General features: G+C 30.5%; 23 protein-coding genes. 22 read left to right on the top strand and 1 reads right to left on the bottom strand.

Annotation, left to right across the window (positions count from 1 at the left end):
* Positions 1-78 precede the first annotated feature (78 nt).
* From B2S02_RS05110 to B2S02_RS05030, 17 genes are all read left to right on the top strand, one after another.
* The gene (locus tag B2S02_RS05110; protein ID WP_346848350.1) at positions 79-579 is read left to right on the top strand and encodes a DUF177 domain-containing protein; all 501 of its coding nucleotides are present in this window, start codon (positions 79-81) and stop codon (positions 577-579) included.
* A 2-nt stretch (positions 580-581) separates the two neighbouring features.
* Positions 582-764 (top strand): 50S ribosomal protein L32, encoded by a 183-nt coding sequence (gene rpmF / locus B2S02_RS05105; protein WP_035132741.1) that lies wholly within the window; start codon positions 582-584, stop codon positions 762-764.
* A 100-nt stretch (positions 765-864) separates the two neighbouring features.
* Positions 865-1,857 (top strand): phosphate acyltransferase PlsX, encoded by a 993-nt coding sequence (gene plsX, locus B2S02_RS05100; RefSeq protein ID WP_346848506.1) that lies wholly within the window; start codon positions 865-867, stop codon positions 1,855-1,857.
* A 139-nt stretch (positions 1,858-1,996) separates the two neighbouring features.
* Positions 1,997-2,227, top strand: coding sequence for an acyl carrier protein (gene acpP / locus B2S02_RS05095; protein WP_035132743.1), 231 nt, complete (start codon positions 1,997-1,999; stop codon positions 2,225-2,227).
* Between the two features lie 149 nt (positions 2,228-2,376).
* A complete protein-coding gene (rnc, locus tag B2S02_RS05090) occupies positions 2,377-3,075 on the top strand; it encodes a ribonuclease III (RefSeq protein ID WP_346848351.1) in 699 nt (232 codons plus the stop codon).
* The gene (locus tag B2S02_RS05085; RefSeq protein WP_346878619.1) at positions 3,068-4,153 is read left to right on the top strand and encodes an elongator complex protein 3; all 1,086 of its coding nucleotides are present in this window, start codon (positions 3,068-3,070) and stop codon (positions 4,151-4,153) included. The genes rnc and B2S02_RS05085 overlap by 8 nt, the downstream gene beginning before the upstream one ends.
* 217 nt (positions 4,154-4,370) lie before the next feature.
* Positions 4,371-7,928, top strand: a complete 3,558-nt coding sequence (smc, locus tag B2S02_RS05080; RefSeq protein ID WP_346920384.1) for a chromosome segregation protein SMC — start codon at positions 4,371-4,373, stop codon at positions 7,926-7,928.
* A gap of 11 nt (positions 7,929-7,939) precedes the next feature.
* Positions 7,940-8,851, top strand: a complete 912-nt coding sequence (gene ftsY, locus B2S02_RS05075) for a signal recognition particle-docking protein FtsY (protein ID WP_346848354.1) — start codon at positions 7,940-7,942, stop codon at positions 8,849-8,851.
* A 70-nt stretch (positions 8,852-8,921) separates the two neighbouring features.
* On the top strand, positions 8,922-9,269 hold the full coding sequence (locus B2S02_RS05070; RefSeq protein ID WP_346848355.1) for a putative DNA-binding protein: 348 nt from the start codon (positions 8,922-8,924) through the stop codon (positions 9,267-9,269).
* 11 nt (positions 9,270-9,280) lie between these two features.
* The gene (ffh, locus tag B2S02_RS05065; RefSeq protein WP_346876461.1) at positions 9,281-10,642 is read left to right on the top strand and encodes a signal recognition particle protein; all 1,362 of its coding nucleotides are present in this window, start codon (positions 9,281-9,283) and stop codon (positions 10,640-10,642) included.
* A 39-nt stretch (positions 10,643-10,681) separates the two neighbouring features.
* Positions 10,682-10,924, top strand: a complete 243-nt coding sequence (rpsP, locus tag B2S02_RS05060; RefSeq protein ID WP_035132758.1) for a 30S ribosomal protein S16 — start codon at positions 10,682-10,684, stop codon at positions 10,922-10,924.
* Between the two features lie 29 nt (positions 10,925-10,953).
* A complete protein-coding gene (locus B2S02_RS05055; RefSeq protein WP_035132761.1) occupies positions 10,954-11,181 on the top strand; it encodes a KH domain-containing protein in 228 nt (75 codons plus the stop codon).
* A gap of 371 nt (positions 11,182-11,552) precedes the next feature.
* Complete coding sequence (rimM, locus tag B2S02_RS05050; protein WP_346920383.1) at positions 11,553-12,050, top strand: ribosome maturation factor RimM; 498 nt, start codon at positions 11,553-11,555, stop codon at positions 12,048-12,050.
* The gene (trmD, locus tag B2S02_RS05045) at positions 12,050-12,775 is read left to right on the top strand and encodes a tRNA (guanosine(37)-N1)-methyltransferase TrmD (RefSeq protein WP_035132765.1); all 726 of its coding nucleotides are present in this window, start codon (positions 12,050-12,052) and stop codon (positions 12,773-12,775) included. Before rimM ends, trmD begins: the two co-directional genes overlap by 1 nt.
* Before the next feature lie 112 nt (positions 12,776-12,887).
* Positions 12,888-13,232: a 50S ribosomal protein L19 gene (rplS, locus tag B2S02_RS05040; protein WP_035132767.1), complete on the top strand. Its 345-nt coding sequence runs from the start codon at positions 12,888-12,890 to the stop codon at positions 13,230-13,232.
* A 122-nt stretch (positions 13,233-13,354) separates the two neighbouring features.
* The gene (gene ylqF / locus B2S02_RS05035; RefSeq protein ID WP_035132769.1) at positions 13,355-14,218 is read left to right on the top strand and encodes a ribosome biogenesis GTPase YlqF; all 864 of its coding nucleotides are present in this window, start codon (positions 13,355-13,357) and stop codon (positions 14,216-14,218) included.
* Positions 14,219-14,285: 67 nt separating this feature from the next.
* Positions 14,286-15,032, top strand: a complete 747-nt coding sequence (locus B2S02_RS05030; protein WP_414632764.1) for a ribonuclease HII — start codon at positions 14,286-14,288, stop codon at positions 15,030-15,032.
* 67 nt (positions 15,033-15,099) lie between these two features.
* Here the strand turns inward: B2S02_RS05030 and B2S02_RS05025 are convergent, their stop codons facing one another.
* Complete coding sequence (locus B2S02_RS05025; protein ID WP_346848358.1) at positions 15,100-15,462, bottom strand: YraN family protein; 363 nt, start codon at positions 15,460-15,462, stop codon at positions 15,100-15,102.
* 164 nt (positions 15,463-15,626) lie between these two features.
* Between B2S02_RS05025 and B2S02_RS05020 the strand changes: the two genes are divergently transcribed.
* The 5 genes from B2S02_RS05020 (at position 15,627) to rpsB (ending at position 22,658) form a co-directional block, all read left to right on the top strand.
* Positions 15,627-17,150, top strand: coding sequence for a YifB family Mg chelatase-like AAA ATPase (locus B2S02_RS05020; RefSeq protein WP_346876463.1), 1,524 nt, complete (start codon positions 15,627-15,629; stop codon positions 17,148-17,150).
* 18 nt (positions 17,151-17,168) lie between these two features.
* Entirely contained in the window at positions 17,169-18,248 is a 1,080-nt protein-coding gene (gene dprA / locus B2S02_RS05015) for a DNA-processing protein DprA (RefSeq protein ID WP_346878622.1), read from the top strand.
* 181 nt (positions 18,249-18,429) lie between these two features.
* A complete protein-coding gene (gene topA, locus B2S02_RS05010; RefSeq protein ID WP_346878623.1) occupies positions 18,430-20,514 on the top strand; it encodes a type I DNA topoisomerase in 2,085 nt (694 codons plus the stop codon).
* Between the two features lie 232 nt (positions 20,515-20,746).
* Complete coding sequence (gene codY, locus B2S02_RS05005; protein ID WP_346876516.1) at positions 20,747-21,523, top strand: GTP-sensing pleiotropic transcriptional regulator CodY; 777 nt, start codon at positions 20,747-20,749, stop codon at positions 21,521-21,523.
* A 433-nt stretch (positions 21,524-21,956) separates the two neighbouring features.
* Complete coding sequence (gene rpsB / locus B2S02_RS05000) at positions 21,957-22,658, top strand: 30S ribosomal protein S2 (RefSeq protein ID WP_035132782.1); 702 nt, start codon at positions 21,957-21,959, stop codon at positions 22,656-22,658.
* The last annotated feature ends 64 nt before the right edge of the window (positions 22,659-22,722 follow it).

Genomic DNA, 22,722 nt, shown 5'->3' with positions numbered 1-22,722 from the left:
ATGCATTTTGCATTATATATAACTAGTCTTAGTTATATGAGGAAAAACAGGTATATTATGTTTTTTCAGAGTGTTGTTATGATTATAAACTTTAAAGATTTAAATGATAAGAACTATGAGAGAAAGAATATAGATATCGAAATTGAGAAAGATAAGTTTTACGATGGTAGTGAAATGGTAAAATACTCCAAGCCTATTAAGTTTAATGGGTTTTTGCGTCGCAAAAAGGAAGTTATAGAACTTATTGGTGACGTAGATACTGAAGTATTATTAAATTGTTCTAGATGTGCAAAAGCTTTTTCTTATGAAGTTAAGGTGCACATAGAAGAAGAAATATCAAACACTGATGATTGTGAGATTATCTCAACCAATACTGAGAATATAGATATTTATGAAATTATTGAAAACAGTATTCTCCTTGAATTACCTGTTAAAAGGTTATGTAAAGAGGATTGCAAAGGCTTATGCCAGACTTGTGGGAAAGATTTAAATTTAGGACAATGTTCTTGTACTGATTTTTATGTAGACCCTAGACTTGAAAAGCTATCACAAATGTTTTCTAACCATAAGGAGGTGTAATAATGGGAAATCCAGCTAGAAAATTTTCAAAAGCAAGAAGAGATTCAAGAAGAGCTCAAACTTTTAAACTTGGTTTACCAGGAATAGTAGAGTGTCCTCAATGCCACGAAATGAAGCTTGCTCACAGAGTTTGTAAGAACTGTGGTTACTACAAGAATAGAGAAGTTGTTTCAACTGAGGAATAAGAAGAAAGTCGATAGACTTTCTTTTTATTTTTATGTGGAAATTTAAATGAAAAAAATATATAATGTATTTAAATATTTTAAAATCATGAAAGGAGTTACTATGAAGGTTGTAGTTGATGGAATGGGTGGAGATAATTCACCTGAAGCTATAGTAGAAGGTTGTGTTCTTGCACAAAAAGAATATGATATAGATATAATAATTACAGGTCAAGAAGATCTTATAAAAAAAGAATTAGAAAAATATGAATATACCAAAGGAAGAATAACTATTTTAAATACTACTGAAATTATTTCAACTAATGAAGCACCAGTAAAAGCTCTAAAGACTAAGAAGGATTCATCTCTTGTTAAAGCTTTAGAATTAGTTAAGAATAAGGAAGCAGATGCCATTGTATCTGCTGGAAGTACAGGAGCCTTCTTAGCGGGCTGTACTCTTATTGTAAAGAGGATTAAAGGGATAAGCAGACCAGCACTAGCACCAGTTATGCCAGGTAAAAATGGTCCATTTATGATAATAGATGTAGGAGCTAATGCAGATTGTAAACCCCATTATTTAACTCAGTTTGCTCAAATGGGTAAGGTATACTTTGAAAGTGTATTATCTGTTGAAAATCCTACTGTAGGTCTTATAAATATAGGATCAGAGGAAGAAAAGGGAAATGAATTAACCAAGGAAGCTTATCAACTTTTAAAACAAGAGAATTTAAATTTTATAGGAAATGTAGAGCCGAGAGAAATTCCTAAAGGAGAGGTAAATGTCCTTGTATGTGATGGTTTTGTAGGGAATACCGTATTAAAGATGTATGAAGGTGTTGCAGAAACCATTCTAAGTGAGCTTAAAAATGAAATAATGAGTTCCGCAACAACAAAAATAGGTGGACTATTATTAAAGCCTGTATTTAAGAGATTTAAAAAGCACTATGACTATAAAGAATACGGTGGAGCTGCATTTTTAGGGGTTGATGGTATTTGCATAAAAGCTCATGGAAGCTCCGATGCCAAGGCTTTAAAAAATGCAATTAAACTTTCTAAAACCTATTATGATACAAAAGTATTAGATAAAGTTAAAGATGCTTTTAAAGAAGAAAAATAAAAAAATTAAAATAAGTGAATAAAATTTTGTAGGTTTAGTATATTATAATATAGTATTTGAAAATAAACAGTTGATTATTATCCAATATGCTATTATATTAAATAGTGATATTATATTGAATTTTTAGGAGGTATATAAAATGTTTGAAAAGATAAGAGCAAAAATCGCGGAGCAACTAAGCATAGATGAAAATGATATAACTATGGACTCTGGATTTGTTGATGATTTAGGAGCAGACTCATTGGACTTAGTTGAGTTAATTATGGCCCTTGAAGAGGAATTTGACATGGAAATCCCTGATGAAGATGCAGAAAAAATAACTAGTGTTGGAGATGTAGTTGACTACATAAAAGCACGAGTAGAAGAATAATATCAGCAGGTTCCGTAGAAATGCGGAACCTTATTTTTAGATTTATTCTTGAATTTATCCACTTGAGTTTATTTACTTGAATAATAATATTAAGTTAGTAGGTTATTTAGATAAATTGAAGAATAAACCTTGGCGAAAGAGGTAAAAAGATGAAAATATTAAAAAGTACATTAGAATTAAAAAATAAATTAGGTATTGACTTTAAAGATTTAACTTTATTACAAACAGCAATAACTCATAGTTCTTACGCTAATGAAAGAAACGCTGCATTCAATGAACGATTAGAGTTTTTAGGAGATACAGTTTTAGAATTAATTATATCTGAATATTTATTTACTAATCACATAAATGAAACAGAAGGATACCTTACTAAGGTAAGAGCTTTAATTGTATGTGAAAATTCTTTATTTGAAATAGCTAAGAAGTGGGAACTAGGAAAATACATTTATATGAGTAAAGGTGAAGAATTAACCGGTGGTAGAACTAGAGTATCAATTTTAGCTGATGCTGTAGAAGCTATTATTGCTGCAGTATACTTAGATGAAGGACTTTTAGTAACTAAGGAATTTGTCCTTAAAAACTTTAACTCAATTATTATTAAAGCAGTTAAAAATGAGATAATTTTAGACTATAAGACAAAGCTTCAAGAAATATTACAAAAGAATGGAGATGTAGATATTTCTTATTCTCTTATTAATTTTGAAGGACCACCTCATAGAAGAGAATTTTTTGTGAAGGTTTTGATTAATGGAGAAGCTAAAGGAAGTGGCTCAGGGTATAGTAAGAAAGAAGCTGAACAAATGGCCGCTAGGGAAGTTTTAATTAAGAGGGGTGATATTAGTGAGTAAGAATCATTATATTATACCTATATTTGTGCCTCATATAGGATGTCCTCATACTTGTGTGTTTTGTAATCAGGATAGTATTACAGGAGATGTAGGGTCAGCAGGTAGCGCAGGAAATGTAGATGGTGCTTATGTAAAAAAAACCATAGAGGACTATTTAGAAACTATAGATAGTAGTGATGCTATAATTGAGGTATCATTTTTCGGTGGTACTTTTACAGGAATTAATATGTGCATCCAAAGAGACCTATTATCAGTAGCTCAAAACTATAAAAAAATAGGAAAGATTAAATTTATAAGATTGTCCACAAGACCAGATTATATAGACCAAGAGATTTTAGACCACCTAAAAAGTTTTGATGTAGATATTATAGAATTAGGAGTTCAATCCTTAGATGAAGAAGTTTTACATAAATCAGGAAGAGGGCATAGTTCAGAAGATGTGGAGAAGGCGTCGAAATTAATAAAAGAATATGGATTTACCTTAGGGCATCAAATTATGCTAGGACTCCCAGGAGATACAAGAGAGAAGGATATTGAAACTACAAGAAAAAGTATTTCTATGAATCCAGATATCTGTAGGATATACCCATCCCTAGTTATTAAGGAAACTCCTATGGAAAAGCTCTTAAGGGAAGGCTTATATAAACCATATACTTTAGAGGAAGCTGTAGATATAAGTAAGATAGTCTATGGAATGATGGAGGGTAATGATATAAAGGTTATCCGAATTGGACTTCAACCTACAGAGGAGATTAGTGCTGATGGAGATGTGGTAGATGGACCTTTTCATCCTGCTTTTAGAGAGCTGGTGGAGAGTAGTGTCTACTGTGATATGATTTATGATTACTATAAAGATAAAGAAATGGATAAGTTCAAAATATATATAAACCCTAAAGATATATCTAAGCTTTATTCTAATAAAAAGCAATATTTTAATCTGCTTCTAAAAAAATTAAAGAGTAAAGAAATTTTTGTAACTCAAGAAAGAAATATAGGAAAGTCTTCCATAGGGTTTTATAATGGTACAAAGTTAGATATAATTAATCAGAAGGATTATTTAAAACTTAAATATCAATAAAACTTTTGATTATATAGGCTAAAGTAAATATATATTTTAAAGTATCCTAGTAAGATTATAGGATATCTTCTTTAAATTAAAGTTAGGAGTGGATTTTATGAGGATGACTAAGAAGAAAAGAGAAAAGTATATAAAAATAATAACTACTTGTATATGCATTGCTATGGCTGCAGTACTTATTTTACCTATAATCTTAGGAGCTTAGGAGTGTGAATAGATGTTCTTAAAATCTATCGAAATAAGAGGATTCAAATCCTTTGCAGATAAGACAGAGCTTACATTTAAAAAAGGTGTAACTGTAGTTGTAGGTCCTAATGGAAGTGGAAAAAGTAATATCTCAGATGCTGTAAGGTGGGTGCTGGGTGAACAAAGTATTAGGAATCTTAGAGGAGATAAAATGGAAGATGTAATCTTTGCAGGTACTCAATATAGAAAACCTGTAGGGCTTGCTCAAGTTTCTCTTACTTTAGATAATAGCGATTCTGACTTAGATATAGCCTATTCTCAGGTAACCGTTGCAAGAAGATTATATAGATCAGGTGAAAGTGAGTATTTAATAAATAATACTGTGTGTAGATTAAAAGATGTACAAGCTTTATTTATGGATACAGGTATAGGTAAGGAAGGATATTCATTAATAGGACAAGGTAAAATTGATGCAATCTTAAGTGCTAAGTCAGAGGATAGAAGAAAGTTATTAGAAGAGGCCGCAGGTATAGTAAAATATAAAACAAGAAAAGAAGAGGCTGAGAAGAAACTAGATAACACGGAGCAAAATCTTATTAGAATAAATGATATTATTTCTACCTATGAAGAAAGGCTTCCATCCTTAGAAGAAGATTGTGAAAAAGCCAAAATATTTTTAGAAGCTTCTAAAGAGATAAAAGTAAAGGAAGTTAATATAATCATAGATTTTTTGGAAAAAACTAAAATTAACATAGATAGATACAACAACACAATAAATGCTGTAACTACAGATATAGAAACCTTGAAGAAAGAAAAATATGAATTAAAACTAGCTTATGAAAATAATGATGAAGAGCTAGAAGCTTTAAATAATATTTTAGAAGAAAAGAAAAAGATTTATTATGAAAGTCAAAATAAACATCAAGGAGTAATTGGAGAAGTTAAACTCTTTGAAGAAAAAATATTACATTTAGAAGACAGTATAAATAGATTAAACAGTGAAATACTGCAAAAAAATCAATATCTTGAAGATTCGTATTTGAAAATAGAAAACCAAAGAAAGAGTATTGCTGCCTTAAAAGAAGAAGAATTAGACATAAATAATAAAATAGAAAAAAAACAATTAGAATTAACAAATGTATTAAATAGTGTGACTAGTGATAATAATAAATTGAAGGAATTAGAAGAGATAAAATTCAAGTATTATAATAATATTAATTCTAAAACTAGCGAAATAGATATTTTAAAAAATAATATCGAAATTAGTAGTGGAAATGTAGAAAATTTAATATTAGATGTTCAAACTTTTAAAAATTCTATATTAATAAATAACAAGACTAAGAATCATTTAATAGAAGAAGAGAATAAGGCTAGTATTAGTATTGAGAAATATGAAGAGGAAGTTAAGGAAAATAGAAAAAAACTATCTAAGTGTAAGCATGACTTAGAGATCTTAGAAAAAAAATTAAAAGAAATATTGAGAGAGCAAGGAAATAAAGAAGCTAGGCTAAATGCTTTGGTAACTTTAGAGAATTCCTATGAAGGATACAATAGATCTGTAAAACTTCTAATGCAACACATAGAGAATAGTAAAGATTATAGAGCAAATGAGGATTGCTATGTACTTGGAGATATAATAAAGGTTCCAGAGAGATTTGAAAGAGCTATAGAGATTGCTATGGGAGCTAGCATATCTAATATTGTCACCAAGGATGAACACATAGCAAAAAATCTTATTAATTACTTGAAAAGTAGTAAAATAGGAAGAGCAACCTTTATGCCTATAAATATAGTAAAGGGTAAGAACCTATTGGTAGATAAAACTGTAAGGGATACTAAGGGATATATAGGCATAGCTAGTGAACTTATAGAATTTGAAGATAAATTTAAGGGTGTAATCGATCAAGTTTTGGGCAAAACTCTTGTATGTGATACTATGGATAATGGACTGCATATATCTAAAGTTTGTGGCTATAAATATAGAATTGTTACTTTAGATGGAGAAGTCTTTAATCCGGGGGGATCACTAACGGGAGGAAGTTATTCTAAAAATGCTAACGTAATTGGTAGAAAGAGAGAAATTGAAAAATTAACTGAGGAAGTAGAAGAAAGTCACGGAGTAGTTGCTCTTAAAAATGAAGAAATAACATCAGTTAATGTTAAGATTAAAGAACTAGATGATAGAGGTCTTAACTTAAGAGATGAAATACATTACGAGAGTATTAATATAACAAAGATTAAGGGTGAAATATCAAGGGTTACAGAAGAGGAACTAAGAAACAAAAGAGAACTTCAAAAAGCTAGCGAAAATCTGGGTAAGGAAGAGGAGAAAATTAAAGCCTTAAAAGCTAAATTAACTTTTTCACAGCAGGAATTAACTGAGCTTAAAGATAAGGTAATTGAATTAGAAGGTCAATATGATGAGCATAACAATAAAACTAAAGGCAAAAATTTATATATAGATGCCATTAAAGATGAATTAACCTCTATAAAAATAAATAAAGCAAAGCTTTTAGAAGTTATAAGTAATAATATTCAAGAATTAGATAGGATGACCCAGGCAGTAGATATTGAGAAAAGGCTAATTGAAAGCAATTTAAAAAATATAGAAACATCCACTTTAGCTAAGGAAGAATATAGAATAAACATATCTAAAAGTACTGAAAATACTAAGGAAATTATTAAGTTACTTAAGGAGTTAGAGCAGTTTTTTGAAGAAACCCAAGTAGAAAAGTTAAAGATAAAAGATAAAATTCCAGTTATAACTTCAAAAATTGAAGATATTGATTTACAATTAGATAAACTAGAAAAAGAAATTCATAAAAATCAGATTTCTTTGGCTAAAATTGAATCAGAAGAAGAAGTTCTATTGAAGAAGCTTAATGAAGAGTATAATCTTACCTTTGCAGAAGGATTAAGTTTTAAACTAGAGGGTTATGATATAGCTATATTAAAGAATGAAGTTGCAGAATTGAAAAAGAGAATAACTGCTCTTGGAGTAGTTAACCTAGGAGCCATAGAAGAATTTAAAGAAGTAAATGAAAAGTATACTTTTATGAGCACACAGAGGGAAGATTTAGTTAAGTCTAAGGAAGAAATAATTGAATTCATAGGCAAGATAACTGAAAAGATGAGAGATGTGTTTATGGAGAATTTTAAGCAGCTCAGGATTTACTTCAATGACACTTTTAAGGAGTTATTTAAGGGTGGAAGTGCTGATTTAAGTCTTCAAGGTGATGATGAGCTAACCTGTAAGATTGAAATAGATGTAGAGCCACCAGGAAAAAAACTTCAAAATATAAATCTACTTTCAGGAGGAGAGAAGGTTTTATCAGCCATTGCACTACTATTTGCAATACTAAAGATGAAGCCAACTCCATTTTGTATACTAGATGAGATTGAGGCTGCGTTAGATGATGCTAATGTACTTAGATATGGAGAATTTTTAAAAAAATTCTCTGAAAACATACAATTCATAGTAATAACTCACAGAAAAGGAACCATGGAAACCAGTGATATGATTTATGGAGTTACTATGGAAGAAAAGGGTGTATCTAAGGTAGTATCCATGGAATTTAATAAGGAATAAGGAGGATTAATATGTTTGGAGGATTTTTTGATAAGTTAAAACAAGGGCTTAGCAAAACTAGAAATACTATAAATGATGCAGTGACTCAAGTATTAAAACTTGCAGTTACAATAGATGATGATTTATATGAAGAACTAGAAGAAGTATTAATAACTAGCGATATAGGGGTAGAAACCTCAGTAGAAATTATTGAAAGGCTTAGAAAAAAGGTTGTTTCTGAAAGAATCAATGATACTGAAGAAATACTTCCAGCTATGAAATCTATAATTATGGATATGCTAGGAGACTATGAAACCTCAATAATACCTGAATCAACACCAGAAGTAAGATTAGTCATTGGTGTTAATGGAGTAGGAAAAACTACATCAATTGGAAAAATGGCTGCTAGAATAAAAAATAATAATTATAAGGTTTTATTAGCAGCAGCAGATACTTTTAGAGCGGCAGCTATAGATCAATTAGAAGTTTGGAGTAATAGAGCTAATGTGGATCTGATAAAACATCAAGAGGGTTCAGATCCAGCAGCTGTTATATACGATGCAGTACAGGCTGCAAAGGCTAGAAAAGTTGATGTGTTAATTTGTGATACTGCAGGTAGACTTCATAATAAGAAAAATCTTATGGATGAACTTGGAAAGATTAATAGAGTTATCGATAGAGAGTATGGAGAAGCTAAAAAGGAAACTTTACTAGTTTTAGATGCTACTACTGGACAAAATGCAGTTATTCAAGCAAAACAATTTATGGAGGTATGTCCTATAGATGGTATAATTCTAACAAAGCTAGATGGTACAGCTAAGGGTGGTATAGTTATCTCTATAAAACATACTTTAAATATTCCAGTTAGATATATAGGAGTAGGGGAAGGTATAGATGATCTTCAAGAATTTAATTCTAGAGATTTTGTAGAAGCTTTATTTTAACTGTTAAGTAAAAATACTTGACAGCTTAAAATTAATTTGTTAATATAAGTTTTGTGAGTTGGGTGATTATATGGAAAAAAGAGTTGAAATATCAATTTTACTAGATTTTTATAACTCATTACTTACTGATAAACAAAGAGATATTATGGATTTATATTATAATAATGACTTATCTCTATCAGAAATAGCAGAAGTTAATAATACTAGTAGGCAAGCAATTCATGACTTAATTAAAAGATGTGGTAATCTTTTAGAAGAGTATGAAAGTAAACTTCACTTAATGAAAAAAACCTTAGCTATAGAAAACTCTAAGACTGAAATTATTAACAAATTAAAAGGGTTAAAAGGTACTACTTCTGAAGAAAATATAAAAAAAGAAATAGACCATATAATTAAAGATATAGAAGAGAATGTATAGGAGGTTTTCATATGGCTTTTGAAGGACTATCTTCCAAATTACAAGAGACCATAAAAAAGCTAAAGGGTAAAGGTAAGCTTTCAGAGAAAGATATTAAAGAAGCTATGAGAGAAGTAAAACTTGCTCTTTTAGAAGCGGATGTAAATTATAAAGTTGTTAAAAACTTTGTAAAGTCTGTCAGTGAAAAATGTCTTGGTGATCAAGTTATGGAAAGTTTAACACCAGGTCAGCAAGTAGTTAAAATAGTTAATGAAGAATTAACTGAGTTAATGGGAACCACTGAAAAGAAAATAGAATTTGTCAACAATGGAATAACAATGATAATGTTAGTTGGTCTCCAAGGTGCAGGTAAAACAACCATGGCAGGAAAGCTGGCTCTAAATCTTAGAAAAAGCAATAAAAAGCCATTACTAGTAGCCTGTGACGTTTATAGACCAGCAGCTATAAAACAACTACAAGTTGTAGGAAAGTCAATAGATGTACCTGTATTCACTATGGGAGATAAAAATAGCCCAGTAGATATTTCAAAAGCTTCCATTGAACATGCTAAGAGCATTGGAGCTAATGTAGTTATCGTGGATACGGCAGGAAGACTTCACATAGATGAAGCGCTAATGGGAGAACTTGAAGATATAAAAGCTTCAATAAATCCATCAGAAATTTTATTAGTTGTAGATGCTATGACAGGTCAAGATGCAGTAAATGTAGCTGAAACCTTTAATAATACACTAGATATTACAGGAGTTATCGTTACCAAGTTGGATGGTGATACCAGAGGTGGTGCTGCACTATCAATTAAGGCAATCACTGAAAAACCTATAAAATATGTAGGTATGGGAGAGAAGATGACAGATTTGGAAATCTTCCACCCAGAGAGAATGGCATCAAGAATACTTGGTATGGGAGATGTACTTTCTTTAATTGAGAAAGCTCAATCAGCTATCGATGAGAAGAAAGCTACAGAACTCGGTAACAGAATGATGAATCAAGAATTCAATCTTGAGGACTTTTTAGAGACTATGAATCAAATGAAAAATTTAGGACCTATGGGCAAGTTGGTTGAAATGATTCCAGGCTTTAATGCAAAGGAATTAAAGGGTGTGGATTTTTCACAAAGTGAGAAAAATATGGGCAGCATGGAAGCAATAATACATTCCATGACTACAAAGGAAAGAAAAAATCCAAGCATAGTGTCTTCTTCTCCATCTAGAAAGAAGAGAATTGCAGATGGTTCAGGTTCAACTATTCAAGCAGTAAATAAACTTTTAAAAGACTTCGAGATGATGAAAAAAATGATGAAACAGATGAAGGGCATGGGAGGCAAGGCTGGTAAATTTGGTAAAAAAGGCTTGTTTGGAAAATTACCTTTCTAAGTTCAAATACACATAACCTTTGAAGGAGGTGAAAATATAATGGCAGTAAAAATAAGATTAAGAAGAATGGGTGCTAAAAAAGCTCCTTTCTACAGAATAGTTGTTGCTGATTCAAGATCTCCAAGAGATGGAAGATTTGTTGAAGAGATTGGATACTACAATCCAACTACAGAGCCAGTAACTGTTAAAATCGATGAAGAGAAAGCAGTTAAATGGGTAAAAAATGGAGCTCAACCAACAGACACAGTTAAAAGACTTTTCAACAATGCGGGAATAAAATAGGAAAGTTTAATTGATTGGAGGCGCAATCCATGAAAGAATTACTTACAATTATTGCAAGGTCATTAGTTGATAACCCTGATTCAGTGCAAGTAAATGAAATTGCTGGAGAGCATTCTATAATTTTAGAATTAAAGGTTGCTGAAGAAGATATGGGGAAAGTAATTGGAAAACAGGGAAGAATAGCTAAGTCTATTAGAACTGTTGTTAAAGCAGCAGCGATTAAAGAAAATAAAAGAGTTGTTGTAGAAATAATATAAGAGTTAGGAATACCTAGCTCTTATTTTTTTATATATTGTAGTTGACAAGAATTACAAAGAATTATTATAATAAACAGAGTTCTAAGTATCAGTATTTTCGATACTTAGAACTCGTTATCCAGGAATGTAGTAGCTCTCTTAACTCCCAACTTGAGAAGAAGGTGGAAGTATTAGAGCTAATAGTTATCGGGTAAACAGAGTTCTTAGCTTCTTTGAAGGTTAGAAATCGTTATCCAGGGACGTAGTAGCTCTTAACTGCCGACTTAAGAATAAGGAGGGAGTATTAGAGCTAATAGTCATCGGGTAAACAGAGTTTATGAAAAAATTTTGTGTTAATAATATTAAGTAATTAAATAGTGAGGAGATATATGATGAGGGAATTGATGAGCGTTGGGCAGATAACTAAGCCCCATGGAGTAAGAGGAGAAGTTAAGGTACTTTCTCTAACAGATAGCTTAGAAAGATTTAGAGACTTAGATAAGGTATACATAGATGATAAAGAAATAAAAATTACATCAGTTAAGCTTCAAAAGGATAGAGCTATATTAAAAATAGAAGGAATTGATTCTATTGAAGAAGCCGAAATGTATAGAAATAAATATCTTCAAGTAAAAAGAGAAGATGCTATAAAATTACCAGAGGGTAGCTACTATGTTGCAGATTTAATGGATTGTTATGTTTATGATACAGATGGAGAAGAATTAGGGAAAGTATATGATGTTATTGCAACGGGAAGTAATGATGTATATTGGATTAAATCAGAAGGAAAAGAAGACGTGCTAGTTCCTGCTTTAAAGACAATTGTAGAAGAAGTAGATATAGAAAATAATAAAATTGTAATAAAACCAGTGAAGGTATGGTCTGAATAATGAAGATAGATATATTAACTTTATTTCCAGAGATGTTTCAGGTATTTAATCATAGTATCATAGGAAATGCTATGGAAAAAGGAATATTATCTATAAATACTACTAATATAAGAGACTTCTCTACTAATAAACATAAAAAGGTTGATGATTACCCTTATGGGGGTGGAGCAGGCATGGTGATGACCCCAGAACCCATTGTGAACTCCATAAAACATCTAAGAGAAAATAATAAAGGAAAAGTTATATTTTTAGGTCCTAGAGGTAAGACTTTAAATCAAGAGTTATGTAAAGAACTTGCCAAAGAGGAGGAATTAATATTTTTATGTGGTCATTACGAAGGTATAGATGAGCGAGTATATAAATATATAGATATGGAAATTTCTCTAGGGGATTTTGTTTTAACAGGGGGAGAAATGGCTTGCATACCTGTAGTTGATAGTATTGCTAGAATGATCCCAGGAGTTCTATCCTGTAATGAGAGTTATGAAGAAGAATCCTTTTATGAAGGATTATTAGAATATCCTCAATATACAAGACCTTTTTCCTTTGAAGGAGATGAAGTTCCAGAGGTATTAATATCTGGGCATCACGAAAATGTAAGAAAGTGGCGAAGACTTAAATCATTACTGATTACAAAGGAGAGAAGAAGGGACTTATATAAAAATGTAGAACTGACTAAAGAAGATAAAAAGCTGCTGGAGAATCATCATAAAAAGGATAAATAATATTGCACATTGAAATATTATGTGATAAAATGAGGATTGTGCTAGTACGGGCGGTCCTCTGTCACCCAATGTGAGTAAGAACGTCATAATAAATTTTAGGAGGGAATGCACAATGTTAGATATAATAAAAGCTATAGAAGCAGAACAATTAAGAACTGACTTACCTGAGTTCAATGTAGGAGATACAGTTAAAGTTCACATCAGAATTAAAGAAGGTAACAAAGAAAGAGTTCAAATATTTGAAGGTACCGTTCTTAAAAGACAAAATGGTGGAGCTAGAGAAACTTTTACAGTAAGAAGATTTGCATCAGGAGTTGGAGTTGAAAAAACTTTCCCAATAAATACGCCTGTTATAGAAAAAATCGACGTAGTTAGAAGAGGAAAAGTAAGAAGAGCTAAATTATTCTACTTAAGAGATAGAGTAGGTAAGGCTGCTAAAGTAAAAGAGAGAATGTAAGAAAATGGGGCTAGATAGTCCCTTTTTTTATTACATATATAGAAGTATTTATTATAAATGTGGTGAATACTAAAATAGTTAATTTAATATATCTAATTATAAAATTCTTAGGAGTGAGATAAATGAGTATAAACTGGTTTCCTGGACATATGGCAAAGACCAGAAGAGAAATAAAAGAAAATTTAAAGTTAGTAGATGCAATAATAGAAATTCGTGATGCAAGAATAGCTTATTCAAGTTCTAATCCAGACATTGAAGATATCTGTAGCGAGAAACCTAGAATAATATTATTTAATAAAAGCGATCTTAGTGAAGAATATGTAACAAAGAAGTGGGTAAATAAATTATCAGATGATAAAACTAGAGTATTGTCTGTTAATTGCCTTACAGGATCAGGGCTTAACAAAATTAAACCCACTCTAGAAGAGCTTTTGAAAGAGAAGCATGATAGACTTAAAAGTAAAGGCGTAGTAAATATTATTACCAGAGTAATGGTTGTTGGAATCCCTAATGTAGGAAAATCTACATTTATAAATAGGATGGCAAAAAACAGTGCTGCTAAAACGGGAGATAGACCTGGTGTTACAAAGAGTAAACAATGGATAAAAACAAAGATGGGTATAGAACTTATGGATACTCCAGGGGTTTTATGGCCTAAATTTGAAGACGATACAGTAGGGCTTAATTTAGCCTTTACTGGAGCTATAAAGGATGAAATAATGGATGTTGAGGAATTGGCATTAAAGCTTATAGAAAGACTTCAAAGTACACATGGATCAAGGCTAGTGGAGAGATATAAGCTTAAAGAATTAGACGAAAATCCTCTTACTAATATGGATAACATAGGTAAAAAAAGAGGTGCTATAATTTCAGGGGGCAACATAGATTATAATAGAGTAGCTGTAATGCTATTAGATGAATTTAGGGGGGGAAAGTTAGGTCCTATTTCACTAGAGGTACCTGATACAGAAAATAAATATGAGTAGTATAAATTTTTTAAAAGAAATTAAAACTATGAGATTTAACGATATAAAATCTTCTGTCCGTGGGTTTATGTCATTAAAAGATGTAAGTAGCCATGAGGCAGATTATGAAGCTATATATCAAGTATTAAACAATGATCATAGGAAAAATGTAAGAGCTTTAGGAGAAACCCTAAGAAAATATGTGGAGCATTATAAAAATGAATATGCTAGAGTAGAAAAATTATATGATTTTGATAAAAGCTATGGATATGATATTGTAGCTGGTGTAGATGAGGTTGGAAGAGGTCCCTTAGCAGGGCCTATAGTTGCTGCTGCAGTAGTTCTTGACAATAATTCAAGAAATTTAATATTACGAATAAATGATTCCAAGAAGTTAACTAAAGAAGTAAGAGAAGAGTTAAGTGATATAATAAAAAAAGAAGCAATAAGTTATTCTATAGCCCTAAAAACCAACAGAGAAATAGATAAAGAAGGCATAGGATTTTGTAACAATGAAATTTTCAAGATGGCTGTGAGAGAACTAAAAGTTACTCCTGATATAGTATTATCAGATGGATATACTATAAGAGAATTTAACATTAGAAATGAAGCTGTAATTAAAGGAGACACTAAAAGTGCTGCCATTGCGTGTGCCTCTATAATAGCTAAAGTATATAGAGATAATTTAATGGAAGAGTATAGTAAGAAGTATACACAATATCACTTTGATAAAAATGTAGGATATGGTACTAAAGAACATATAGATGTAATAATTTGTCATGGTAGCTGTCCAATTCATAGAGAAAGTTTTCTGAAAAATATACTTAACAAATAATTAATAAAATAAAAAATACCTGAATAAAAAAGTTATCTAATTACTTTTTTATTCAGGTATTTACTTTTTAGAAAGCATTTTTAATCAGTGTAATATTAGGGGATTCACCAGAAGAAATCAGTGTTACCTCTATGGCATCAAATCTAAAATAAGATTTATGTATATTTTTTAAACAAATATAATATTGTGCAGTTTTATACAATTTTCTTTTTTTAGCATTAGTGATACTTTCTAATGGGGTACCGTATCTTTTGCTATATCGAGTTTTTACCTCTATAAAGCAAATATAATTATTATCCTTAGCTATAATATCAATTTCCCCTAACTTACATAAAAAGTTTTCTTCTAATATTATATATCCCTTTTTTTCAATATATTCTCTAGCTAGATTTTCTCCATAATTACCTATAGTTTTATTTAAAATCTTCATTTAAAACTCCCTTTAATGCAAAGAACTCTGTCTACATCTTAGACAATACAATCCAAAGCTAAACTTTGATTTAATTAAAATTTTTACAAAGTTGATTTATTCTAAATTCAATGGTCAATACTTACACTATTAAAGTTGGAAATTTATATTTAGAGGGTGAAATTATGTCAATTCAAATAAAGACTGCAGCCTTTTCTGGAGTGGAAGGTATATTAATTAATGTAGAGGTAGATATCACCTATGGGTTACCTAATTTTAATATTGTAGGTTTAGGGGATACTGCTGTAAAAGAATCTAAGGATAGAGTTAGATCAGCTATAACCAATTCTTCTTTAGATTTTCCAATTAGTAGAATAACTATAAATTTAGCTCCAGCTCATATACGAAAGGAAGGCTCACACTATGATTTACCTATAGCTGTAGGAATTCTTTTAGCAACTAATCAACTTTTCTTAGAAGAGCCAGATAATTTTATATTTATGGGTGAGTTGTCCTTAAATGGAAATGTAAATAAAATTAAAGGGGCTCTTCCCATTGTAATTGAAGGTATAAAACATGGAGTAAAGAACTATATAGTACCTATTGGAAATAAAGATGAATGTGCTTGTATTGAAGAAGCCAATATATATCCTATTAGGAATTTGAGTGAGGTAATTCATCTTTTTACTTATAAGGATGTAAAACCCTATACATTTACCAGTAGAGAAAAGTATAAAAATAATAATTGTCCATTAGATTTTGAAGATGTCATAGGACAGCAAGCAGCTAAAAGAGCATTGGAGGTTGCTGTAGCAGGAAATCATAATGTACTTATGTATGGAACTCCAGGATCGGGAAAAACTATGCTGGCAGAGAGGGTTATTTCTATTATGCCGCCTCTTACCGATGACGAAGCTCTAGAGGTTACGAAGATATATAGTATTAGTGGAGAGCTTAAGGATGAGGGATTAATGGGAAATAGACCCTTTAGGAATCCTCATCATACAATTACTAGTACTGCTTTAATTGGTGGTGGCAGAAACCCCTCAGCAGGAGAAGTATCTTTAGCTCACAATGGAGTGTTATTCCTAGATGAAATATTAGAATTTGATAAAAGGGCTCTTCAAGTTCTAAGACAGCCTTTAGAGAATAAGAGGGTAAGAATTTCAAGAGTAAATGGAACAATAACTTATCCAGCGGATTTTATGCTTGTGGCAGCTATGAATCCGTGCAACTGTGGGATGTATGGAAGTGAAACAAGGTTATGTAAATGTAGTGATAGCGAAGTGAAAAGATATTTATCTAGATTATCTGGACCTTTATTAGAGAGAATAGATATTTTCACTCCAGTAAACTCCATATCCTATGAGACTATAAATAGTGATAAAAAAGAAGAAAAATCAGAGGTTATGGCCCTTAGGATAGAAAGAGCAAGGGAGATACAAAGTGAAAGATTTAGGAATGAACATATAAAATATAATAACGATATGTCTTCTAGTCATATAAAAAAGTACTGTAAGCTTAATGGGGATTCTAATAGGATTCTTGAGTATACCTACAAAAAATACGGACTTAGTACTAGAGTTTATAATAGGATTTTAAAAGTAGCTAGAACTATTGCGGATTTAGATGGTAATAAATCCATAGAAGAAAATCATATTATTGAAGCACTTCAATATAGGAAGTACATAAGGGAAGATATAATATAAGGAATTAGGAGAGTATAGATGGTCGATTTATTTAAATTATGGATTATTACTACGGAAGTATCTAATAATATGAAAAAATACATTTATGATGAATATCATGATTTTGATACCTTGAGAAAAATGGTGATTAATGATAATATGACACTATTGCCTAAAAAAATTGTAGAAAAGTTTCAAAAGTCATATATAAAAATTGAAGAGTTGGCTGTTGAAGAATGCAAATCCATTAAGGATATACATATTTGTACTATTTATGATATAGATTATCCTATAAGTTTACTGCAGTATGAGGATGTACCTTTTGGTATATTTTACAAGGGTAATATTTCGATGGTTAATGAAAAAAAGAATATTTCTATTGTGGGTTCTAGAAAGTGTACTAGATATGGGATAGACGTAACTAATAGTATGGTGGAACAGTTAAGTCCTTATGAAATAAATATTGTAAGTGGTATGGCTAAAGGTATTGATTCTGTAGCTCATAGGGCCGCAATAAAGAACAACATTAATACAATTGCAGTTTTAGGTAGTGGCATTGATGTTATATATCCTAAAGAAAACTATAGACTTTACCATGAAATTTTAGAAAACAGTGGTTGTATAATTAGTGAGTTCCCATTGGGAACACCACCTTTAAGTAGAAATTTTCCAATGAGAAATAGAATTATTAGTGGTATGTGTGAATTGTTAGTTGTCACTGAAGGCGGAGAAAAAAGTGGGACGCTAATTACTGTAGGAGCAGCTTTAGAGCAAGGGAAAAATATAATTGTTGTGCCAGGGAGTATATTCTCCAGTGAAAGTAAAGGGACTAATAAATTAATAAAAGATGGTGCCTATGTTTATACAGACATAGAAGATGTGTTGAATTTATTGAATATTTCTAGAGTTTCCATAGATAATAAAAATATAACTACTGTAAAAAGCAAATTAGAGGAAAGAATATATCAAGTTATAGATGATAATCCTATACACATTGATAAAATAATTAAATTAGTTGATGTTGACATTAATCGATTATATAAGTTATTATTTGAGTTGCAAGTAAAAGAGGAGATTTTATGTTTAAGTGGAAACTTTTATGTTAGAATTAATAAATAGTTAAAAATTTATGAAATATTTAATAAGGTTTGTATATTATGACTTGCAATGAGATAATAATATTTTAAAATATAGTAGGATGTAGAATTTTATATATAATAAAAAGATTATGAGAAATCTGCATGGTGCTTATAAATATGTAATAAAATAAAAAATTATAAGCTATAATGGAGGGGTTAGAATGGGGCAAAAATTAGTCATAGTTGAGTCGCCAGCAAAAGCGAAAACCATAAAGAAGTATTTAGGAAAAAATTATGTAGTAGAAGCATCTATGGGTCATGTAAGAGATTTACCTAAAAGTCAGTTAGGGGTAGATATAGAAAAAAATTATGAACCCAAATACATAACTATTAGAGGTAAAGGGGAACTTTTAGATAAGATTAAGAAGCAAGCTAAAAAAAGTGAAAAAATATATCTTGCTACTGACCCTGATAGAGAAGGGGAAGCTATATCTTGGCATTTAGCTAACATATTAAAAATAGACACTGAAGAGTCATGTAGAATAGAGTTCAATGAGGTCACAAAAAGTGCTGTAAAAAATGCCATAAAATCTCCAAGAAAGATAAATGAAAATGTATTTGATGCTCAACAGGCTAGAAGAGTATTAGATAGATTAGTAGGATATGAGATAAGTCCTATACTTTGGAGAAAAATAAAGTGGGGATTAAGTGCCGGAAGAGTACAATCTGTAGCTCTTAGAATAATATGCGATAGAGAAAAGGAAATTCAAGCTTTTGTACCAGAAGAATATTGGACTGTGGAAGCAAAAGTATCTAAATTAGCAGAAACAAAAACCTTTACAGTGAAATTGCATAGTAAAAAAGGGAAAAAAATTATTATAAATAAAGAAGAAGAAGCTAATAATATTATAAAAGTTGTACAGCAAGGTGAATTTGTGGTTAAAGATATAAAAGATACAGCTAAATCTAAAAATCCACTACCACCATTTACTACTAGTACTCTTCAACAAGATGCCTATAGAAAAATAAACTTTTCAACTAAAAAAACTATGGCAACAGCACAACAGTTGTATGAGGGTATAGAAATTAAAGGACATGGAACTATCGGTCTTATTACTTATATGAGAACAGACTCAGTAAGAGTATCAGAGGAGGCTCAGGGAGCTACTCTTGAATTTATAAAAAATATCTATGGAGATAAATATGCACCAAAGGTTAAAAGAGCTTACAAAGGTAAGAAGGGAGCACAAGATGCTCACGAAGCTATAAGACCCACTAATGTAGAGATTACTCCAAAAATTGCTAAGGAAACCTTAAGCAATGATCAATTAAAGCTCTACACTTTAATTTGGAATAGATTCGTAGCTAGCCAAATGGAGTCTGCAATAATTGATACTACATCAATTTCAATAAGCAATGGGGATTATTTATTTAAAGCTTCAGGATTTAAGGTGAGATTTGATGGGTTTACTAAAATCTATGCCACTGATAATGAAGATGAGGATGGAAATGCAAAATTACCAACTTTAAATACAGATGAAAAGTTAATAGAAAAATCTGTAGATGGAAAACAACATTTTACTCAACCTCCAGCAAGATTTTCAGAGGCATCCTTAGTTAAAACTTTAGAGGAAAATGGAATAGGTAGACCGAGTACTTATGCACCTACAATTACCACCTTATTAAGCAGGAAATATGTAGATAGAGAAAAGAAGGTATTATTTCCTACGGAATTAGGATTCATAGTTAATAATATAGTTAGTGAATATTTTAAACAAATAGTTGATGTAGAATTTACTGCTGAAATGGAAAGTAAACTAGACAGCATAGAAGAAGGAAATGCTAATTGGAAATCTGTAGTAGAAGAATTCTTCGTACCACTAAAGGAAGCTATAGAAATAGCCGAAAAAGAAATAGCTAAGATAACTATAGAAGATAAGGTATCTGACATACCATGTGATAAATGTGGAAGACTTATGGTGATAAAACAAGGAAGATTTGGTGAGTTTCTTGCATGTCCAGGATATCCAGAGTGTAAAAATACAAAGACCATGGCTAGAGAATTAGACGTAAAGTGTCCTAAGTGTGGAGGAAATGTTTTAGAAAAGAGAAGCAAAAAAGGTAAGATATTTTATGGATGTGGAAATTATCCACAATGCGATTTTGTAAGTTGGCATGAACCTACAGAAAAGAAGTGCCCTCAGTGTGGAAGTGTAATGGCTAAAAGGTATAGCAAAGCAAAAGGTGATTATTTAGAATGTATTAACTCAGAATGTAAACATAAGGAGTTAACAGATAATAAATAAAATGGGTTATATTAGTTAAAAATTACCTTGAAGTAAAATTTAATTTAAAAATAGGTTAAATATGTCGAAAATTAATAAAAAACATGTTGATAGAATAAATTCTATATGTTATGATGGTATATGGCAACGAAACAATTCTAAAATTTGTGAAAGAAAAGAATATTTTGAATTATTTAAAAGGTTGCAGTGATAAATAGCATTATGAAAAATGAAAAAAGAAGAAGGAGGAATAGTGATGTCATTATTAGAAAAAACAAGAAAATTAAACAAGATTTTACAAAAGTCAGGTTCAGAACCAGTAGTTTTTGATGATATATGTGGACTTCTAAGTGAAGTGTTAGATTGTAATGTATATGTTATTAGTAGAAAGGGGAAAGTTTTAGGATATAATCTTTCCTATGGATTTGAATGCGATAAAGTTAAAGAACAAGTAGTTGAAAATAAAAGATTTCCAGAGCAATATAATGCTAAACTGCTAAATATAGATGAGACAAAGGCAAATATGCCAAGCAGTGGTATTTGTGTATTTAATGGAGAAGTTCAATGTGACTTTAAAGATATGCTATCAACTATAGTTCCTATTAATGGGAATAGAGAAAGATTGGGAACTTTATTGTTATCAAGATTTTCTAACCAGTTTACTGAAGATGATTTAGTTATTGCAGAATATAGTGGTACTATTGTGGGAATGGAAATGTTAAGAGCTAAGACTGATGAAATAGAAGAAGAAGCAAGAAAAAAAGCTATAGTTCAATTAGCAATAGGAACATTATCTTATTCAGAGTTAGAAGCTGTAGAACATATATTTAACGAACTTGATGGTAGTGAGGGACTTTTAGTTGCATCTAAAATAGCAGATAAGGTTGGAATAACTAGATCTGTTATAGTAAATGCTCTTAGAAAGTTTGAAAGTGCTGGAGTTATAGAATCTAGGTCTTTAGGAATGAAGGGTACTCACATAAAGATTCTAAATGAGAAATTAATAGATGAATTAAATAAGCTTAAATAATTTAATACAATATGTAGAAAAATATTAAAAATAAAAATCCTGATAAAGGATTTTTATTTTTAATAAAGATGATTCTTTCAATACTCACATGTATTTTAAAAGTTTTCTAGGATACTATATGAATAGTTGTCTAGTTAAATAGTTAACTATTTGTTCTATCCATGCGGATTTCAGGGATTTATCTTTTAAAATTCTAGAATTAATATATATTAATTATGAAAAATTATAATTATTGTATTAACAGAATTTTAAATAATAAAAATTTAAAATTAACCTTGTTATTTAGAAAAAAATTTGTTGAACATTGATTTTCTATGTGATATAATACACAAGGTAAGAAAATACACACACTACTGAATTTATTAAAAGGTGCTTTAAGGAGTATTTAATAAAAATGATGGTAGTGGAGGAAAAAACCAGGAGGTATATTAAAATGGCAGTTATTTCAATGAAACAATTATTAGAAGCAGGTGTTCATTTTGGACATCAAACAAGAAGATGGAACCCTAAAATGGCTCCATACATCTTCACTGAGAGAAATGGTATCTATATCATTGACTTACAAAAAACAGTTAAGAAAATTGATGAAGCATATGATTTCATAAAATCAGTATCAGAAGAAGGAAAAGATATATTATTTGTTGGAACTAAAAAGCAAGCTCAAGAAGCTATCCAAGAAGAAGCTATCAGATCAAGCATGCATTTTGTAAACAACAGATGGTTAGGTGGAATGTTAACTAACTTCAGAACTATTAAAACAAGAATAGGTAGACTTGAAGCTTTAGATAAAATGGAAGAAGATGGAACATTTGATGTTCTTCCTAAAAAAGAAGTTATTCAACTTAAAAATGAAAGAGAAAAATTAGAAAAGAACCTTGGCGGAATTAGAAACATGGATGCTAAGAATATTGGAGCTTTATTTATAGTTGATCCAAGAAAAGAAAAAAATGCTATACTTGAAGCTAAGACATTAGGAATTCCTGTAATAGCAATAGTTGATACAAACTGTGATCCAGATGATGTTGACTATGTAATCCCAGGAAATGATGATGCTATAAGAGCAGTTAAATTAATAACTGAAAGATTAGCTGATGCTATAATTGAAGCAAGACAAGGTGAAGAAGTAGCTGAATAATATAGCAACTTTCTAAGTAAATTTCAAACAGCCTCATCTATGGTTGTAAAACATATGAAATTTT

The organism is Clostridium sp. UBA7339, assembly GCF_002470865.1.
In the GTDB taxonomy this organism is placed as follows: Bacteria; Bacillota; Clostridia; order Clostridiales; family Clostridiaceae; genus Clostridium_J; species Clostridium_J sulfidigenes.
This window is presented reverse-complemented; position numbering and strand designations above follow the sequence as displayed.

Bases quoted from the DNA above. Each gene is read 5' to 3' on its own strand.
- B2S02_RS05110 (WP_346848350.1), top strand. From the start codon at position 79: ATGATTATAAACTTTAAAGATTTAAATGATAAGAACTATGAGAGAAAG.
- rpmF (WP_035132741.1), top strand. From the start codon at position 582: ATGGGAAATCCAGCTAGAAAATTTTCAAAAGCAAGAAGAGATTCAAGA.
- plsX (WP_346848506.1), top strand. From the start codon at position 865: ATGAAGGTTGTAGTTGATGGAATGGGTGGAGATAATTCACCTGAAGCT.
- acpP (WP_035132743.1), top strand. From the start codon at position 1,997: ATGTTTGAAAAGATAAGAGCAAAAATCGCGGAGCAACTAAGCATAGAT.
- rnc (WP_346848351.1), top strand. From the start codon at position 2,377: ATGAAAATATTAAAAAGTACATTAGAATTAAAAAATAAATTAGGTATT.
- smc (WP_346920384.1), top strand. From the start codon at position 4,371: ATGTTCTTAAAATCTATCGAAATAAGAGGATTCAAATCCTTTGCAGAT.
- ftsY (WP_346848354.1), top strand. From the start codon at position 7,940: ATGTTTGGAGGATTTTTTGATAAGTTAAAACAAGGGCTTAGCAAAACT.
- B2S02_RS05070 (WP_346848355.1), top strand. From the start codon at position 8,922: ATGGAAAAAAGAGTTGAAATATCAATTTTACTAGATTTTTATAACTCA.
- ffh (WP_346876461.1), top strand. From the start codon at position 9,281: ATGGCTTTTGAAGGACTATCTTCCAAATTACAAGAGACCATAAAAAAG.
- rpsP (WP_035132758.1), top strand. From the start codon at position 10,682: ATGGCAGTAAAAATAAGATTAAGAAGAATGGGTGCTAAAAAAGCTCCT.
- B2S02_RS05055 (WP_035132761.1), top strand. From the start codon at position 10,954: ATGAAAGAATTACTTACAATTATTGCAAGGTCATTAGTTGATAACCCT.
- rimM (WP_346920383.1), top strand. From the start codon at position 11,553: ATGAGGGAATTGATGAGCGTTGGGCAGATAACTAAGCCCCATGGAGTA.
- trmD (WP_035132765.1), top strand. From the start codon at position 12,050: ATGAAGATAGATATATTAACTTTATTTCCAGAGATGTTTCAGGTATTT.
- rplS (WP_035132767.1), top strand. From the start codon at position 12,888: ATGTTAGATATAATAAAAGCTATAGAAGCAGAACAATTAAGAACTGAC.
- ylqF (WP_035132769.1), top strand. From the start codon at position 13,355: ATGAGTATAAACTGGTTTCCTGGACATATGGCAAAGACCAGAAGAGAA.
- B2S02_RS05030 (WP_414632764.1), top strand. From the start codon at position 14,286: ATGTCATTAAAAGATGTAAGTAGCCATGAGGCAGATTATGAAGCTATA.
- B2S02_RS05025 (WP_346848358.1), bottom strand. From the start codon at position 15,462: ATGAAGATTTTAAATAAAACTATAGGTAATTATGGAGAAAATCTAGCT.
- B2S02_RS05020 (WP_346876463.1), top strand. From the start codon at position 15,627: ATGTCAATTCAAATAAAGACTGCAGCCTTTTCTGGAGTGGAAGGTATA.
- dprA (WP_346878622.1), top strand. From the start codon at position 17,169: ATGGTCGATTTATTTAAATTATGGATTATTACTACGGAAGTATCTAAT.
- topA (WP_346878623.1), top strand. From the start codon at position 18,430: ATGGGGCAAAAATTAGTCATAGTTGAGTCGCCAGCAAAAGCGAAAACC.
- rpsB (WP_035132782.1), top strand. From the start codon at position 21,957: ATGGCAGTTATTTCAATGAAACAATTATTAGAAGCAGGTGTTCATTTT.